Source organism: Microbacterium testaceum (genome assembly GCF_001476655.1).
Lineage (GTDB): Bacteria > Actinomycetota > Actinomycetes > Actinomycetales > Microbacteriaceae > Microbacterium > Microbacterium testaceum_C.
Window position 1 is genome coordinate 1 of the sequence record NZ_LDRT01000031.1, and the last position, 16,356, is coordinate 16,356.

Sequence of the window (16,356 nt, forward strand, 5' to 3'; positions counted from 1 at the left end):
CGTTCGCCGAGGCCGTACCCGTTCCGCGTGAATCGGGTGCGGTCTCGGCGAACGGGTGCGTCCTCGCCGGCGAGCAAGGGCGGGGTCGACGCGCGCCTGGACCGGCCCGGCCGCGCCGTGCCTGGCCCACGGGGTCAGGCGTCCGCGCCCGCCCGCGCCGCTCTCCGAGGCCGCACTCGTTCGCCGAGGCCGTACCCGTTCCGCGTGAACCGGATGCGGTCTCGGCGAACGCATGCGTCCTCGCCGGCGAGCGAGGGCGGCGTCGACGTCGAAGGTCGCGGTGTCACGCGCTCGCGGGCAGGGGGTCACGCCCGTTGCGGTCCCCACCGCCCTCCGGTACAGTTTTACTGAACGATCGGTCTGTAAAGGAGTCGACGATGACGATGACCGCCCCCACCACGGATGCCCCGAGCGACGGAGAGGCGATGTTCGACGCCCTCATCGAGGCCGACGGTCGTATCGAACCCCGGGACTGGATGCCGGAGGGCTACCGCCGCACCCTGATCCGGCAGATCTCCCAGCACGCGCACTCCGAGATCATCGGCATGCAGCCCGAGGGGGCGTGGATCACCCGCGCGCCCAGCCTCAAGCGCAAGTCGATCCTGCTGGCGAAGGTGCAGGACGAAGCCGGCCACGGCCTGTACCTCTACTCCGCCGCGCAGACCCTCGGGATCACGCGCGACGAGATGACCCAGCAGCTGGTCGACGGCAAGGCCCGCTACTCCTCGATCTTCAACTACCCCACCCCGACGTGGGCCGACATGGGCGCCATCGGGTGGCTCGTCGACGGCGCCGCCATCTGCAACCAGGTGCCGCTGTGCCGCGCGTCGTACGGACCCTACGGTCGGGCGATGGTGCGCATCTGCAAGGAGGAGTCGTTCCACCAGCGCCAGGGCTTCGAGATCCTCCTCACCCTCATGCAGGGCACCGAGGAGCAGCGCGAGATGGCTCAGGATGCCGTGAACCGCTGGTACTGGCCGAGCCTGATGATGTTCGGGCCCCCGGATGACGACTCGCCCAACTCGGCGCAGTCGATGGCGTGGAACATCAAGCGCTTCAGCAACGACGAACTGCGTCAGCGATTCGTCTCGATGCTCGTGCCGCAGGCGGCCGTGCTGGGAGTGACCCTGCCCGACCCCGAGCTGCGCTACGACGACGAGACCGGCGAGTACGTCATGGGCGAGATCGACTGGACGGAGTTCCACGAGGTGCTCGCGGGCCGCGGACCGCTCAACACGATGCGCCGTCAGCACCGCCGCGACGCGCACGAAGAGGGAGCCTGGGTGCGCGAAGCCGCCGCGGCCTACGCCGCGAAGAAGAGCGCCGCCCGCACCGAGACGGCGGCCGCCTGATGGCCACGCCCGGAGGCAGCCCCGCCGAGACCTGGCCCCTGTGGGAGGTCTTCGTCCGCGCGAACCGCGGTCTCAGCCACGTGCACGTCGGTTCGCTGCACGCGCCCGACGCCGAACTCGCCGTCCGCAACGCCCGCGACCTCTACACCCGTCGCGGTGAGGGCGTGTCGGTCTGGGTCGTTCCCTCGGATGCCGTGACGACGAGCGATCCGGGAGCGAAGGGCGCCTTCTTCGAGTCGCCCGCGGGCAAGAACTACCGGCACGCGGTGTACTACACCGCCTCCGAGGGGGTGCCGCACCTGTGAGCATCTCGACCGATCACGGGGACCGGTCCCTTCGACAGGCTCAGGGACCTGGCTCGGCGTCGGTGGCTGAGCCTGTCGAAGCCGCAGACCCGCACGGCGCCGATCCGCACGGCGCCGACCCGCACGGGGACGTCTTCCTCGACACCCGCGAGCTCGCCGCCGAGCTCGCCGGGGGAGAGGACCGCGCCACCGACCCCGACGTCGCCGCCTACGCGCTGCGCCTCGGCGACGACGCGCTGATCCTCGCGCAGAATCTCTGCGGGTGGATCGCGCGCGCCCCCGAGATCGAGGAGGACGTCGCGCTCGGAAACATCGCCCTCGACCTGCTCGGCCACGCCCGCTCGCTCCTGCGGTACGCCGGGAGCTACGACGGCCGCAGTGAAGACGACCTGGCGTACTGGCGCGATGAGCCGGCGTTCCGCAGCGCCTGGCTCTTCGAATTGCCGAACGGCGACTTCGCCCACACGATCGCGCGCCAGCTCCTGGCATCCACGTATCTTCTCGAGCTGTACCGCGACCTCACGGCATCCCCCGATCCGGTGCTCGCCGCCGTCGCCGCGAAGGCCGAGAAAGAGGTCGACTACCACCGCGACCACGCCGTGCAGTGGACGCTCCGCCTCGCCGGCGGCACCGAGGAATCGCGGCGCCGCCTCCTCGTCGGTCTCGACGACACGTGGCCGTACCTCGACGAGGTGTTCCGCGACGAGCCTGTGCACGACCGACTCGACGGGATCGTCGTCCGACCGTCGACCCTGCGTTCGCGGGTCGACGACGTGCTGACCGCGGTTCTCTCCGAAGAGGACGTCCCCGTGCCGGCGGTCCCCGCCTCGTCTGCGGGCGGACGCCGTGGCATCCATCACCCGTCGTTCGGACCCCTGATCGCCGAGATGCAGGTGCTGGCCCGCCGGCATCCGGGGGCGACATGGTGAGCGTCGAGCACGCCCGCGAGGTGGCGGCGGCCGTCGTCGACCCGGAGGTGCCGGTGCTCACGATCGACGACCTCGGTGTGCTCCGCGACGTGCGCGTCGACGGCGACACGGTGACCGTCACCATCACCCCGACGTACTCGGGCTGCCCCGCCGTGGAGGCGATCCGCGACGACATCGTGCTCGCCCTCACCGCGGCGGGCTTCGAGCACGCGGTCGTGCGGACCACCCTCACCCCCGCCTGGACCACCGACTGGATGAGCGACGAAGGTCGCCGCAAGCTCACCGAGTACGGCATCGCCCCGCCCACCGGGCGGGCTCCCGCCGGTCCCATCCGGCTCACGCTCAGCGTCGTGTGCCCGCGCTGCGGGTCGCTCGACACCAGCGAGCTCTCGCGCTTCGGCTCCACCTCGTGCAAATCGCTGTGGGAGTGCCGCGCGTGCCTCGAGCCCTTCGACCACTTCAAGGCCCTCTGATGACGATGACGGATGCCACGCCCGCGGGCCCCTCGGTTTCGAGAGACCTCGCGCGACCCACCGGTCCCTCACCGGCGGACGCCTCGCTCCCCGGATCCGCCGTGACACGCGCCCGTGCCCGGTTCCACACCCTGCGCGTCGCCGACGTGCGCCCCCTCACCCCGACCGCGATCGAGGTGACCTTCGCCGTCCCGGACGACCTCGCCGACGCCTTCGACTACGCGCCCGGTCAGTACGTCGCCCTGCGGGCCACGGTCGACGGCGAAGAACTCCGCCGCTCGTACTCGCTGTGCCGCCCGCCCGCCCGAGGCGCGATCAGCGTCGGGATCAAGCGCGACCCCGACGGACGCTTCTCGTCGTGGGCGCACGAGGGCCTGCGCCCCGGTGACGAGATCGACGTGATGAGCCCCCAGGGCACGTTCGTCTCGAGAGCGTCGACGGCCTCCGGGCACGTGGTCGCGATCGCCGCGGGCTCCGGCATCACCCCGATCATGGCGCTCGCCGCGGGCGTCCTCGAGCGCTCCGCCGACAGCCGCATGACGATCGTGTACGCCAACCGCTCCTCCACCGATGTCATGTTCGTCGACGAACTCGCCGACCTCAAAGACCGCTTCCCCGCGCGCCTGACACTGCACCACGTGCTCTCTCGCGAGCAGCGGGCCGCCCCGGTGTTCTCCGGGCGCCTCGACGAGGAGCGATTGCGCCTGATCCTCTCGCGGCTGATCGATCCCGCATCCGTGGACGAGTGGTTCCTCTGCGGACCGTTCGCCCTCGTCGAGGTGTGCCGCGAGGCGCTGGGCGCGGCGGGGGTCCCGCGAGAGCGCGTGCGCTTCGAGCTGTTCACCGCGGGCGACGGCGACGCCCCGGCCCAGACCGGGGGAGCGCGCCCCGTCCGGGTACGCGCCGACGAACCCGTCCGCTCGATCGACTTCACCCTCGACGGACAGTCGGCGCACGTCGACAGCCCGGTCGCCGCGAACGAGACGATCCTGGCCGCCGCGCTGCGCGTCCGACCGGATGTTCCGTTCGCGTGCGCCGGGGGAGTCTGCGGCACCTGTCGGGCCCGCGTGATCGAGGGGTCCGTTTCGATGACCGAGAACTACGCCCTGGAACCCGACGAGATCGAGCGCGGGTACGTGCTCACGTGCCAATCGCACCCGAGCACCGACGCCGTGCGCGTCGACTACGACGGATAGGAGGATGCCGTGATCGACTACTCCGTCACCGACGACCTCGCGACCATCACTCTGAACGCCCCCGCGCGACGCAACGCGCTCGATCTCGACGCGCTGGGTGCGCTCGCCGAGGCGTACGACCACGCTGAGGCCGACGGTGCCCGCGCCGTCCTGCTCCGCGGCGAGGGACCGTCGTTCTGCGCGGGCCGAGACATCTCCGGCGTCGACCCGGCGACCGACGACGTCGCGGGTTACCTTGACGCCACCCTCGCTCCCCTGCTCCGACGCATGGCATCGTTCCCCGCTCCGACGTTCGCCGCCGCTCACGGTGCGTGCCTCGGCGTGGGGCTCGGTCTGCTGATCGCCACCGACGTCGTGTTCGTGGCCGACGACGCCCGGATCGGCTCGCCCTTCGCCGCGCTCGGCGCGACCCTCGACTCCGGCGGCCATGCCCTCTTCGTCGAGCGTCTCGGCACCCACGCCACCCTCGACCTCATCTACACGGGACGGATGCTGACGGGCGAGGAGGCCGTGCGCGCCGGGCTCTTCTCGCGGGTGGTCCCGGCATCCGAGGTCCAGGATGCCACCGAGCTCGCCGCCCGCCGCGCGGCGGCCGGGCCCACCGAGGCGTTCCGCGCGAGCAAGCGGATCGTCACGGCGATCCGCGACGAGCGCCTCGGGCTCTGGGAGGCGATGGCCCTCGAGAACCGTGCGCAGGCCGCTCTCGCCCGCACGGACGACTATTGCGAAGGGTTCGCGGCATTCCAGGCGAAGCGCCCCCCGAGTTTTGTGGGTCGCTGACGCGTGCGGCCGGTGCTGATTGAATCGGCTCATGTCGATCGAGGAAGAAGACGAACTCGCTGAGCTGCGTCGCCGGGCGTACTCGCCTTCTGCCGATATCGCCTCGGACCCCGATGCCCTTCGCCGCCTGATGGAGCTCGAGGCCCGCGCGAACAAGACCGCGCAGACGACCGAGCGGGCCCTGGCCGTGCCCGAGGAACCCGACGCACCCGTCGAGGATGACATTCCGGATACCGCCCCCGGGCGGCCGCGGTTCACCCTCCCGCGCCCGCGTCGGTCGACGGTGATCCTGCTCACGGCGGCGGCCCTCGTCGCGGCGACCCTCGCGACGGTGCTCGTGGTCGTGCAGCGCGTGCAGACGGATCCCCTGCAGGTCGGGGCGACGCAGATCGCGCGGCTGTCGCCGGATCCGACCTTCGAGGTCCCCCGCCCCTTGACCGTGGGCATCACCGGCCGGGTCACGGCGTTCGAGGAGTTCGAGGGATTCCGCGTCTTCTCCCAGCCGTCCTACAACGACGTCGAGGGAGCAGCGCGCTGCATCACCGTGTGGCAGCCGGCGCTGCTCGACTCCTCGAGCGGCGGCGGGTTCTCGTACGACGGCGAGTTCTTGGTGAGCGCGTGCGGAGCCGGCTCCTTCCCCGCCAACTCGACCATGCTGCTGCGCGAAGAGACCCCGGAGCTAGAGCAGACGGACCTGCCGGCCGGGACCGCCCTGCAGTTCGTCTATGACCCGGCGAACGAGGAGATCGTGGTGTTCCGCGGCTGACCCGTGAAACGACGATGCCCTCCTTTGCCCGGACGGACCAGGATCGCGAAGGGTTCGCCGCCTTCCCGACGAAGCGCGCGCCGGTGTTCGCGGGGCGGTGACGTGCGGGAGGCCCCTCCTGTTGATTGAATCGGCTCATGTCGATCGATGAAGATGACGAACTCGCTGAGCTGCGTCGCCGGGCGTACTCGCCTTCTGCCGACATCTCGGATGATCCGGATGCCCTTCGCCGCCTCGTAGAGCTGGAGTCCCGAGCGGGCGCGAACGACGAGGACATCGGTACCCCAGCCGACGAGACCACGCAGCCAGTGGTGCCGACGGACGCCGCGATCCCGGCTGCCGCCTCCGACGTCTCCCGCCGCGCCCGACCGCGTCTCGTTCGATCGCGGGTCCTCGTGATCTCCGCCGGCCTTCTCATCGCCGCGACCTGGGTCATGAGCCTCCTGCTCGTGCAGAACGCGCAGACCGACCCGCTGCGCGCGGGGGTCGAGGAGGTCACTCGTCTCACCGCCGATCCCGGCTTCACGCCCCCGGCCGCGCTGTATCGCGGCGTGACGGGAAAGGTGACCGGGTACGACGCGTTCGAGGGATTCCGCGCGATCACCTACCCCTCGTTCCGTGAAGGCGATCAGGCACCGCGCTGCATGACGATCTGGCAGCCCGATCTGCTCGAAGATGAGGACTCCGGCCTCTCCTACGGAGGGGAATCCCTTATCCCGTCCTGCGGAGCCGGAGCTTTTCCGGCCAGCTACACGATCCTGCTCACGGACGGGTCGGCCGAGCGCGCTCTGACCGACCTGCCGCCCGACACCGCGTTGCAGTTCGTCTACGACGAGGCGCGCGACGAGATCGTGGTGTTCCGCGGCTGACGCGCGAAACGACGATGCCCCGGCACGTGGCCGGGGCATCGTCGAAACAGCGCGATCGTCAGGCCGCGGTCGTGACCGCGAACTGAACGGAACCCTGCGGGTCGATCTGCGCGTCGAGGACGCGGTCATCCAGAACGGCAGCGGCGTCGGTATCGAGGAAGACCCGTGCGCCCGCGTGCTCGACGACGGCGTCCTGCGGCTGCGGGCCGTCGACGACCGACAGCGAGAACTGGGACTCGGGTGAGCCCGCGCCCTCGATGCGCACCCCGCCCTGGGCGGCGTCAGGGTACTGCGCGGTGATGGTCTTGACGGCGGTCGTGGCCTCTTCGGTGAGCGTCAGCATTCGTGGCTCTCCTTCTTTGTCGACGACAGGAGCCAGCCACGATGCCGAGAATGGGCGCGGCTCTCAAGCTCTGGCATCCATTTCCAGGGGATTCCCACCGAGCGCACAAAGGGCGCGCACGAGGGTCAGGGGAGCAGGCCCGCCCGTCGCGCGCGCGCGACCGCGGCGTGCCGCGTCGAGGCGTCGAGCTTGGCCATCGCCGAGGCGAGATACGACTTGACGGTGGTCTCTCGAAGCTGGAGGGATGCCGCGATCTCGCCGTTCGTCGACCCCACGGCCGCGCAGGCCAGGACGTCGATCTCGCGGCGCGAGAGATGGATGTCAGCGTCCTCGCCGGAGCGGGGAGCATCCCCGGTGAGCGCGGCCAATCGCGACTCGAGTGCCTCGAGACGCCGTCGCACGTCGTCGTCGCCGACGGTCGCGGCGATGCTGCGCAACTGCGCGTAGCTCTCGCGGATCTCCTCGCGCACGCCGACGCTCAGTGCGTTGTCGCTCGACGGCATCGTCGAGAGGCGGCGATCGACCTCTTCTCGGACGCGGAGCTCGGTGCCGAGCTCTCCGGCGACGTCGAACGCCGGTCGTGCTTCGAGGTCGCCCACCGGCGCCTGTGCCCACGATCCGCAGTACAGCACGCCGCGCGCGTGTCCGCGCACGAGGACCGGGACGGCGAACAGGGTGGCGATTCCCTCGCCGAGGATGGCGCGGTCGTAGTCGTGCGTGATGGATCGGGCGGTGCGGTAGTCGAGCGTCATCCGAGGCCGCCGCTCGACGAGAGCGCGGCCGCCGAGTCCGCGTTCGGCGCGGACGACGAGTCCCTCGATGCTGCGGGTGCGTGCTCCGACGATGGTCGTGACGTGAACGGACCCGTTGTGTTCCAGGCCGCCGAACGCGAGCGGGAAGTGGGTGCGGCGCGCGAGTTCGGCGACGGCGTGGGACACGAGTGTCGCGTCGTCGCGAAGAACGGTCGCTGCTCCCAAGAGAACTACCTACTTCCGGGGGTGACGGCTGCGTCGCCGCCTTTCGTAGCGTCGACCCTACCACCGGGAGCGCTTCCACCATCCCGGGTCATCATCCCCCCATCGGTGCGATGTTGCACCGGTCCCATGAGGCAAGGAGGCCACATGACGGACAGAAGGATCGACCCCGCCCCCCGGGGCGGCGTCGACTACATCGCGGTTGAGGAGTCCGCACCGTTCCGCGATCTGAAGAAGCGTCAACGCAGCTTCATCTTCCCGCTCGCGGTCGCGTTCCTCGTCTGGTACTTCGTCTACGTGCTGCTGTCGTCGTTCGCTCCGGAGTTCATGGCCCAGCCGGTGTTCGGCGCGGTGACGGTCGGACTCCTGTTCGGCCTCGGACAGTTCGTCACGACCTTCGCGATCACGATGGGCTACGTCGCGTACGCGAACCGTCGGCTCGATCCCCTCGCGGAACAGCTGCGGGACGAGCTCGAGCGCACGGAGCGGGGTGCCCCGTGAACGAGGTCTTCGGCACTGTCCACGCCGCCGTCCAGACGGTCGAGAACAACCCGGTCCTGAACATCTCGATCTTCGGTGCCTTCGTCGCCGTGACGTTGTTCATCGTCATCCGGGCCAGCCGCAACAGCAAGACCGCGGCCGATTACTACGCCGCGGGACGCTCGTTCACGGGCCCGCAGAACGGTTTCGCCATCGCGGGCGACTATCTCTCGGCGGCCTCCTTCCTGGGGATCGTCGGCGCGATCGCGATCAACGGGTACGACGGGTTCCTCTACTCCATCGGCTTCCTCGTCGCCTGGCTGGTGGCGCTGCTGCTGGTGGCGGAACTCATGCGCAACACGGGCAAGTTCACGATGGCGGATGTGCTCTCGTTCCGTCTGCGGGAACGCCCCGTCCGCATGGCCGCGGCGATCACGACCCTCGCGGTGTGCTTCTTCTACCTCCTCGCCCAGATGGCGGGAGCGGGGGGACTCGTCTCGCTGCTGCTGGGGATCACCGAGCGGCTGGGACAGTCGATCGTCGTCGCGGTGGTGGGCCTCCTCATGATCGTCTACGTCCTCATCGGCGGAATGAAGGGCACCACCTGGGTGCAGATCGTCAAGGCGTTCTTGCTGATCGGCGGCGCCGTCGTCATGACCATCTGGGTGCTCGCGATCAACGGGTTCAACCTGAACACCCTTCTCGAAGCGGCCGTCGCCGCGTCTCCGAAGGGGGAGGCGGTGCTCGCCCCGGGTCTTCAGTACGGCAAGAACCCGTGGGACTTCATCTCCCTGGCGCTCGCGCTGGTGCTGGGCACGGCGGGCCTGCCCCACGTGCTCATGCGCTTCTACACGGTGCCCACGGCCAAAGAGGCCCGGCGTTCGGTGGTCTGGGCCATCTGGCTGATCGGGCTGTTCTACATCCTCACCCTCGTGCTCGGATACGGCGCGGGTGCCCTCGTCGGACCGGATGCCATCCTCGCGGCACCGGGAGGCGTCAACGCGGCGGCCCCTCTGCTGGCCCTCGCTCTCGGCGGGCCGATCCTGCTCGGGTTCATCTCGGCGGTGGCGTTCGCGACCATCCTCGCGGTGGTCGCGGGTCTCACCATCACCGCGGCCGCGTCCTTCGCGCACGACATCTACGCGAGCGTGGTGAAGAAGGGCAACGTCCCGCCGGACGGGGAGGTCAAGGTCGCTCGACGCACCGTCATCGTGATCGGCGTGCTCGCGATCATCGGCGGCATCGGGGTCCAGGGGCAGAACGTGGCGTTCCTGGTCGCGCTGGCCTTCGCCGTCGCGGCCTCGGCGAACCTCCCGACCATCCTGTACTCGCTCTTCTGGCGTCGGTTCACGACCCGCGGCGCGGTATGGAGCATGTACGGAGGGCTCGGCTCGGCCCTGGTGCTGATCTTCCTCTCGCCGGTCTTCTGGGGCACGCCTACCAGCGTGTTCGTCGACACCGGGGTGGCGATCTGGCCGCTGAACAACCCGGGCATCGTGTCGATCCCGCTGGGGTTCCTGCTCGGCTGGCTCGGCTCGGTCACCTCGCGCCGTGCCGAGGATGCCGGAAAGGCGGCGGAGATGGACGTGCGCTCGCTCACCGGCTTCGGTGCCGAGAAGGCGTCCCAGCACTGAGAAACACGTTCGGAGCGGGAGCGCCCGGTCTCGTCGGCGACAGCCGCGGGGCCGGGCGCTCCCCGTTCTCCGGGCGACCGTTCGCGCCATTCGTGCGCGCCTGGTTCGCCGCGCCGGCCCATCTCGCCGCCCTCGGGCCGCCGTGCCGGCCCATCTCGCCGCCCGCGGGGGATCTCACCCCGCTCCGCGGAGTCCTTCGCGCAGCATCACGTCGTTCTCCAGCGACAGCAGATACTCCTTGACCTCGGGGTGGCCGCCGTATTCACCGATCGAGCCGTCGGCGCGGACGACGCGGTGCACGGGCACCACGAGGGAGAACGGGCTCTTCGCGCACGCCGTGCCCACCGCGCGCGCCGCTCCGGGAGCACCCGCGAGGACCGCCACCTCGCCGTACGAGGCCACCTCCCCGTAGGGGACGTCGATGGTCGCCTGCAGCGCCGTCCGGGTGAAGCCCTGCACGAGTCGCCAGTCCAGCGCCACGTCGAAGTGCCGCCGCTCGCCGTCGAAGTACTCGTCGAGCTGTGTCCGCAGGTCGACGGCCCCTTCGGGATCGGGCTCGGGCAGGACGCCCAGACGTTGCGCGATGTCGGCCCGCGCGAGGTCGATGCCGTCATGGGCGACGTCGAGCCGCACGAGCGCATCGTTGACGAACGTGAGGAGGATCGGACCGACCGGACTGTCGTGCTCCGTGCTGGTGACTGTGTTCATGCGCTCATCCTCGTGATCGGCGGGATCGCCCGTCGTGCTTCGATCCGCGACGGGGGACGACCTCGCGATTCGGCATCCCGGGGAGGAACAGCCGATCCGACGGCGTGTCGCCCGATTCCCACAAAACCCGCCCCGGCTACGCGCGAACCACAGATGCCCGGCTTAGTCTGGCAGGTGTGTGGCGAGCTGAGGATGACACCGTGAGCGGTGGCGACGGAGACGGGTCCTCGTCGACCGTCGATCCGGCCGAGCTGCGACTGTCGGAGCCCGGCATCGTGGTCCGCCACGTCGCCGACCCCGAACGCGATCGCATCCGCACCGAGGCGGCTGCCCTCGGCGGGCGATCCACCCTCCTGCGATTCGACGACGCGCTCGACGCCGGCATCGACATCACCAAGGCGCATCCCGGTTCCCTGCCGCAGTTCATCACCGGTCGGGCCACGCTCCTGTCGAACCTCTTCCGCGACGAGGTGGCCCTGCGCACCGCCCGACTCGCCGCCGAACGCATCACCGCGAAGAACGTCGAACTCCGCACCGCGCGCGGCCTCGAGCCCGTCCACCTCGCCGTGGGTCTCGCCGCGTGGAAGATCGGGGGAGTGGAGTGGTCGTCGCCCGTCCTCCTCCGGCCCCTCGCGATCCGCCGCCACAACGGCGACTTCGAGCTGAAGCTGCACGGCGCCTTCGTGATGAACCCCGAACTGGCCCGCGCGTTCCGCAGCCATCTCGGCATCCACATCGACAGTGCCGCCTTGGCGGGCCTCGCGTACGACCAGGGCGTGTTCAAGCCGCAGCCGGTCATCGACCACATCCGCCGCCTGACCACGCACGTGCCCACTTTCGTGGTGCACCCGCGCCTGGTGATCTCGTCGTTCGCCGACGTGGGCTCCGGCATGGCGCGCGACACCCAGCACCTCGACGACACGCTTCTGAACGCCCTCGCCGGGCACCCGGACGACCGCGCCCGCATCACCGTGCGGCGCGAGGACCCCGTCATCGTCAGCCCCGACGAGCGCTCGCCGGCGTCCGACACCCTCCTCCTCGACGCCGACGCCGAGCAGGAGCGCGTCCTCGCCCGGATCGTCGCCGGACACTCGCTCGCCGTCCACACGCTTCCCGGCACCGGCGGGACGCAGACCGTGATCAACGCGGTCGGCCAGCTCGTCCACGACGGCAAGCGTGTCCTGGTGGTCAGCGCCCGTCGCTCGACTCTCGACGGCATCCGTCATCGCCTCGCCGGTGTCGGCCTCACCGGACTCGCGGTCTCCCCGAACCACGTGCGCCGCGACCTCATTCGGGCCATCGGCCGCAACGAGAAGGCCGAACAGCCCAAGGTCGCCGAGATCGACGACGCGCTGCTGCGTCTGCGCACGGTGCTGCGCGACTACCGCTCGGCGGTCACCGAGCCGCATCTGGCGCTGGGCGTCTCGGCCCTCGACGTCCTCCGCGCGCTCACGGCGCTGGCATCCACCTCTCCGCCGCCCTCGACCGCGGCGCGATTCGACCTCGCCACGATGGAGCGGCTCGCCGGTCGACGCGATGCCGCCGCGCGGGCGCTGGCGATGGCCGCGCGCCTCGGCGAGTTCCGCTTCGGTCCCGACGACTCGCCGTGGTACGGCGTGAGCTTCACCCGCACCGAAGACGCGCGCGCCGCACACGACCTCGCCGGGAAGCTCCACACGCACGACGTTCCGCGTCTGCTCGAGCGCGGGTACGAGCTCATCGCGCAGACCCGCATGCGTCCGTTCCAGACGGTGTCCGAGCTCGGTGCGTACCTCAAACTGCTGCAGGGGATCCGCGAGTCGCTCGACCGCTTCAGCCCCAGCGTGTTCGAGCGTCCGCTCGGCGAGCTCATCGACGCCCACTCGCCGCGCCGCGACGCGTCGCCGATGAGCGGACCCAACCGCCGTCGTCTCAAGCGCCTGTCCAAGGAGTACGTCCGCCCCGGCGTGCACGTCACGGACATGTACGAGGCGCTGGTGCGGATCCAGCAGCAGCGCACGGAGTGGCAGCGTGTGGTCGACGCCGGAGTGACGCCGGAGGTCCCCCTGGGCCTCGCCGACGTGCACGTCGGCTGGCAGCGCGTCGACGCCCTGCTCGGCGAGCTCGACCAGATCCTGGGCCGTCAGGGCTCGGAGCGTCTCGCGACGCTGCCCGTGCACGAGCTCGTGCGCACCCTCGCGGGTCTCGCCGCCGAATCGACCTTCTTCGACAACCTCGTCGAGCGCGCGCAGCTGCGCTCCGAGCTCGCCCGTCTGGGACTGGAGCCGCTGCTCGTCGAGCTGTCCGTGCGCCACGTCCCCGAGGAACGGGTGGGCAACGAGCTCGAGTTCGCGTGGTGGCAGTCAGCGCTGGAGCACCTGCTCCGCACCGACCGCGCCCTCCTCGGAGCGAACACGGCCGTCGTCGACCGCCTCGAGCGCGACTTCCGCCTCGTCGACGAAGCGCACGCCGCGGCCGCGGGTCCGCTGCTCGCCGCGGAACTGGCGAAGCAGTGGCGCATCGGGATCGTCGATCACCCCGACGAGGCCGCCGCGCTCAAGCGCTCGCTGAAGGACGGCCTCCACACCGCCACTGAGATCTCGGATGCCGCGCCCACCCTCCTGCGCACGCTCGCGCCCGTGTGGCTCGCCTCGCCCTACGAGGTCCCGGACGTGCCGACGGATCTCGCCTTCGACGTGGTCATCATCGCGGACGCCGCCGCCCTCTGCCTGGCCGAGGCCGCCCCGGCGCTCCGCCGGGCCCGTCAGGTCGTGCTCTTCGGTGACCCGGTGGTGCAGAAGCCGACCCCGTTCCGCGTCAGCGCGTCGATCGCCCCCGTTCCCGACGAGGCCGACGACGTGCCCTTCGACGAGGTCTCGGTCTTCGAGCGCATCGCCGAGCTGCTGCCCGTCGAGACGCTGACCCGCAGCTACCGCGCCGGGGGCGAAGACCTCGCCCAGCTCGTCAACGACGCGTTCTACGGCGGCGAGATCGTCTCCCTCCCGTGGGCCGGCTCGTACCTGGGCCGCGGCAGCCTGAGCGTCGACTACGTCGAGAACGGCGTGGGCGCGCCCCACCCCGTCAGCGGCGCCGTGGAGAGCCCGGATGCCGAGGTCGCCCGCGTCGTCAGCATCGTTGTCGAGCACGCGGTCAACCGCGCCTCCGAGTCGCTCATGGTCGTCACCGCGAGCCGCACCCACGCCGAGCGCGTGCGCGCGTCCGTCGAGGCGGCGCTCGCGGGGCGTTCCGACGTCGCGGCTTTCGTGTCTCGGGATGCCGCCGAGCCCTTCGCCGTGCTGACCCTCGAGGAGTCGGTGGCCGAGAGTCGCGACCGCGTGGTGTTCTCACTCGGCTTCGGCCTCACGCGCCACGGCCGCGTCCTCAGCGACTTCGGCGACCTCTCGACCCCCGACGGGGAGCGTCTGCTCACGGTCGGCATGACCCGGGCCCGACGCTCGATGGTGATCGTGTCGTCGATCCGGCCTTCCGCTTTCGACGATGGCCGCCTCGAGCACGGTGCCGCAACTCTCATGGGCATCCTCGGCTCGGTCGCCTCGCGCGGCCGCGAGAGCACCCTCGAAGACCTCGCCGATCCGCTCACACGGGCCCTGGCGCGCGAGCTGCGCGCCCTCGGCGTCGAGGTCGACCTCGACTACCGCGGCCTCCTCCCGCTCGTCGCGCGACACGGCGGCAAGGCCGTCGTCGCGGAGAGCGACCCCGAGACGATCGGCGAGTCGCTGCGCGAGACGCTGCGGCTGCGCCCGCAGATCCTGCGCCGCCTCGGCTGGCACTACGTGCGCGTGCACGCGTTCGACCTCTACAGCGACCCCGCGGGAGTGGCATCCCGGATCGCGGAACTGCTCGGCGTCGCGCCCGACGACCCCGCCGAATCGGGCACGACCACCGAGCCCCTCGATCTGCCCGGCTGATCCGTGGGCACGGCGGCGGAACCGGAATCCGAGCGCGACCCCGGCGGTGCCGCACGGCAGGCCATCGTGCGTGTCAGCGGCGCGCGCCGTGCGCGCCTGCTCCCGGCACCGGGCACGACGGCGGAGCCGGCACCCGCGGACGACCCCCATCGGGGCGCGGGCCCGGGGCCGGTGGCATCCGGTCCCAACGACGACCGTATGCTGCGCGACGTCCCCCCGCACTATTGAGAAACGGGCCCGCGCTGACGTCAGCGCGGGCCCGTTTCGGTGAGGGGTCAGGCTTTGTTCTGACGCTCCAGAAGGTCGCGGATCTGTACGAGGAGCTCCTGCTCGGTGGGGAGCTTCGGCTCGTCGGATGCCGCCTCGGTGACGCCGGCGCGCGCGGCGGCGATCGCCTTCCAGCGGTTCATCGGGTACACGAAGACGAGATAGACCACGATCGCCACGGCGAAGAAGCTGATGATCGCCGTCAGCAGGCCGCCGAGGGGGAAGGTCACCTGCTGGCCGTAGATCCCGGTGATCGTCGGTCCCAAGTCACCGTTCTCGTTGGGCTTGTAGAAGATCTCGACCAGCGGGTTGATGATCGCGCTCACGATCGCATTGACCACCGCCGTGAAGGCGGCGCCGATGACGACGGCGACCGCGAGATCGATGACGTTGCCGCGGAGGATGAACTCTTTGAATCCCTTGATCACTGTGGTCTCCCGGGGGTGTGGTGCGAGGTGTCAGGACGACGACGAGGACGCCGTCGAGGTCGATGATGACGAGGTCGACGAGGATCCGCCACCGCTTGCGCTCGTCGACGTGGGGGAGGATCCGCTCGAGGAACCGCGCGAATCGGTGCGGTAGAAACCGGACCCGTTGAAGGTCACACCGATCGAGCCGTACTGCTTGCGGAGGTCTCCGCCGCACTCCGGGCATTCGGTGAGGGCCGCGTCCGAGAAGGACTGCACGGCGTCGAAACGGTGTCCGCACTGCTTGCAGGCATACGAGTAGGTGGGCATGGTGCTTCTTTCGGGTCAGGCGGGGGAGTCGTTGATGAGCACCGTGCGCGTGGGGGTCACGACGCCCGAGACGGGCTGGTCGTGCACGTCGCGCGGGACGTCGTCGATGAACTCGGAGTCGAAGATGACGGCATAGACGGGAGGGCATTTCTCCATCGAGCCGAGGGTCTTGTCGAAGTACCCGCGGCCCCAGCCGAGGCGCATGCCGTGCCGGTCGACGGCCGCGGCCGGGATCACCAGCAGGTCGACGTCGTTCACCGCGATCGGTCCGAGCACGTCGCCCACGGGCTCGGGGATGCCGAACATCCCCTCGGCGATGTCGGCGTCGGGCGTGGCCACCGCCCAGTCGAGGAGCCCGTCCTCGCGCGTGATCGGCAGCAGGACCCGGATGCCACGGGCCACCGCGTCGGCGACGAAGGCGTGCGTGCCGGGTTCGGTGGTCGTGGAGAGGAAGCACGAGATACTGCGGGCGCCGAGGCGCTCGACCAGCGCGTCGAGCTGATCTTTGATGCCGCCCTCCGCGATTTCCCGCGCGTGCGCGGAGATGATCTGTCGGCGTTCGCGAAGATCGGCGCGGAGTGCGCGCTTGGCCTGCTCGATGCTGTCGGGCATGGAGTAAGTGTAAGTGCGCGTCC

General features: G+C 70.4%; 17 protein-coding genes. 11 read left to right on the plus strand and 6 right to left on the minus strand.

Annotated features, from left to right (window positions below):
• Positions 1-377 precede the first annotated feature (377 nt).
• The 8 genes from paaA to NS220_RS05580 all read left to right on the plus strand — a co-directional run bounded on the left by paaA (position 378) and on the right by NS220_RS05580 (position 6,670).
• Entirely contained in the window at positions 378-1,352 is a 975-nt protein-coding gene (gene paaA, locus NS220_RS05545; protein ID WP_440589457.1) for a 1,2-phenylacetyl-CoA epoxidase subunit PaaA, read from the plus strand.
• Complete coding sequence (paaB, locus tag NS220_RS05550) at positions 1,352-1,657, plus strand: 1,2-phenylacetyl-CoA epoxidase subunit PaaB (protein WP_055838158.1); 306 nt, start codon at positions 1,352-1,354, stop codon at positions 1,655-1,657. Before paaA ends, paaB begins: the two co-directional genes overlap by 1 nt.
• A gap of 62 nt (positions 1,658-1,719) precedes the next feature.
• The gene (gene paaC / locus NS220_RS05555; RefSeq protein WP_058623130.1) at positions 1,720-2,586 is read left to right on the plus strand and encodes a 1,2-phenylacetyl-CoA epoxidase subunit PaaC; all 867 of its coding nucleotides are present in this window, start codon (positions 1,720-1,722) and stop codon (positions 2,584-2,586) included.
• The gene (gene paaD / locus NS220_RS05560; protein ID WP_058623095.1) at positions 2,580-3,059 is read left to right on the plus strand and encodes a 1,2-phenylacetyl-CoA epoxidase subunit PaaD; all 480 of its coding nucleotides are present in this window, start codon (positions 2,580-2,582) and stop codon (positions 3,057-3,059) included. The genes paaC and paaD overlap by 7 nt, the downstream gene beginning before the upstream one ends.
• On the plus strand, positions 3,059-4,255 hold the full coding sequence (gene paaE / locus NS220_RS05565; RefSeq protein ID WP_242864540.1) for a 1,2-phenylacetyl-CoA epoxidase subunit PaaE: 1,197 nt from the start codon (positions 3,059-3,061) through the stop codon (positions 4,253-4,255). The genes paaD and paaE overlap by 1 nt, the downstream gene beginning before the upstream one ends.
• 9 nt (positions 4,256-4,264) lie before the next feature.
• On the plus strand, positions 4,265-5,035 hold the full coding sequence (locus tag NS220_RS05570) for an enoyl-CoA hydratase/isomerase family protein (RefSeq protein WP_058623096.1): 771 nt from the start codon (positions 4,265-4,267) through the stop codon (positions 5,033-5,035).
• Positions 5,036-5,066: 31 nt separating this feature from the next.
• Entirely contained in the window at positions 5,067-5,801 is a 735-nt protein-coding gene (locus NS220_RS05575; RefSeq protein ID WP_058623097.1) for a hypothetical protein, read from the plus strand.
• Between the two features lie 137 nt (positions 5,802-5,938).
• Positions 5,939-6,670 carry a hypothetical protein gene (locus tag NS220_RS05580; RefSeq protein ID WP_058623098.1) on the plus strand — a complete coding sequence of 244 codons (732 nt, stop codon included), beginning with the start codon at positions 5,939-5,941 and terminating at the stop codon, positions 6,668-6,670.
• A 58-nt stretch (positions 6,671-6,728) separates the two neighbouring features.
• Here NS220_RS05580 and NS220_RS05585 read toward each other — a convergent pair whose 3' ends face one another.
• Together NS220_RS05585 and NS220_RS05590 are read right to left on the minus strand one after the other, a co-directional pair.
• Positions 6,729-7,013, minus strand: coding sequence for a Fe-S cluster assembly protein HesB (locus tag NS220_RS05585; protein WP_058623099.1), 285 nt, complete (start codon positions 7,011-7,013; stop codon positions 6,729-6,731).
• 125 nt (positions 7,014-7,138) lie between these two features.
• Positions 7,139-7,990: a helix-turn-helix transcriptional regulator gene (locus NS220_RS05590; RefSeq protein WP_058623100.1), complete on the minus strand. Its 852-nt coding sequence runs from the start codon at positions 7,988-7,990 to the stop codon at positions 7,139-7,141.
• Positions 7,991-8,134: 144 nt separating this feature from the next.
• On the opposite strand from NS220_RS05590, the gene NS220_RS05595 reads away from it, so the two are divergent.
• Both NS220_RS05595 and NS220_RS05600 read left to right on the plus strand, forming a co-directional pair.
• Positions 8,135-8,488, plus strand: a complete 354-nt coding sequence (locus NS220_RS05595; protein WP_058623101.1) for a DUF485 domain-containing protein — start codon at positions 8,135-8,137, stop codon at positions 8,486-8,488.
• Positions 8,485-10,101 (plus strand): solute symporter family protein, encoded by a 1,617-nt coding sequence (locus NS220_RS05600; protein WP_058623102.1) that lies wholly within the window; start codon positions 8,485-8,487, stop codon positions 10,099-10,101. The genes NS220_RS05595 and NS220_RS05600 overlap by 4 nt, the downstream gene beginning before the upstream one ends.
• Positions 10,102-10,275: 174 nt before the next feature.
• Here NS220_RS05600 and NS220_RS05605 read toward each other — a convergent pair whose 3' ends face one another.
• Positions 10,276-10,809, minus strand: coding sequence for a methylated-DNA--[protein]-cysteine S-methyltransferase (locus NS220_RS05605; protein WP_058623103.1), 534 nt, complete (start codon positions 10,807-10,809; stop codon positions 10,276-10,278).
• Positions 10,810-11,009: 200 nt separating this feature from the next.
• On the opposite strand from NS220_RS05605, the gene NS220_RS05610 reads away from it, so the two are divergent.
• Positions 11,010-14,717: an ATP-binding protein gene (locus NS220_RS05610; RefSeq protein ID WP_058623104.1), complete on the plus strand. Its 3,708-nt coding sequence runs from the start codon at positions 11,010-11,012 to the stop codon at positions 14,715-14,717.
• A gap of 275 nt (positions 14,718-14,992) precedes the next feature.
• On the opposite strand, the gene mscL is transcribed toward NS220_RS05610, so the two are convergent.
• The 3 genes from mscL to NS220_RS05630 are packed head-to-tail and all read right to left on the minus strand — an operon-like array spanning position 14,993 to position 16,333.
• A complete protein-coding gene (gene mscL / locus NS220_RS05620) occupies positions 14,993-15,412 on the minus strand; it encodes a large conductance mechanosensitive channel protein MscL (protein ID WP_058623106.1) in 420 nt (139 codons plus the stop codon).
• Positions 15,413-15,442: 30 nt separating this feature from the next.
• Positions 15,443-15,721: an FmdB family zinc ribbon protein gene (locus NS220_RS05625; RefSeq protein WP_058623107.1), complete on the minus strand. Its 279-nt coding sequence runs from the start codon at positions 15,719-15,721 to the stop codon at positions 15,443-15,445.
• A 15-nt stretch (positions 15,722-15,736) separates the two neighbouring features.
• Complete coding sequence (locus tag NS220_RS05630; RefSeq protein WP_058623108.1) at positions 15,737-16,333, minus strand: 5-formyltetrahydrofolate cyclo-ligase; 597 nt, start codon at positions 16,331-16,333, stop codon at positions 15,737-15,739.
• Positions 16,334-16,356: the final 23 nt, after the last annotated feature.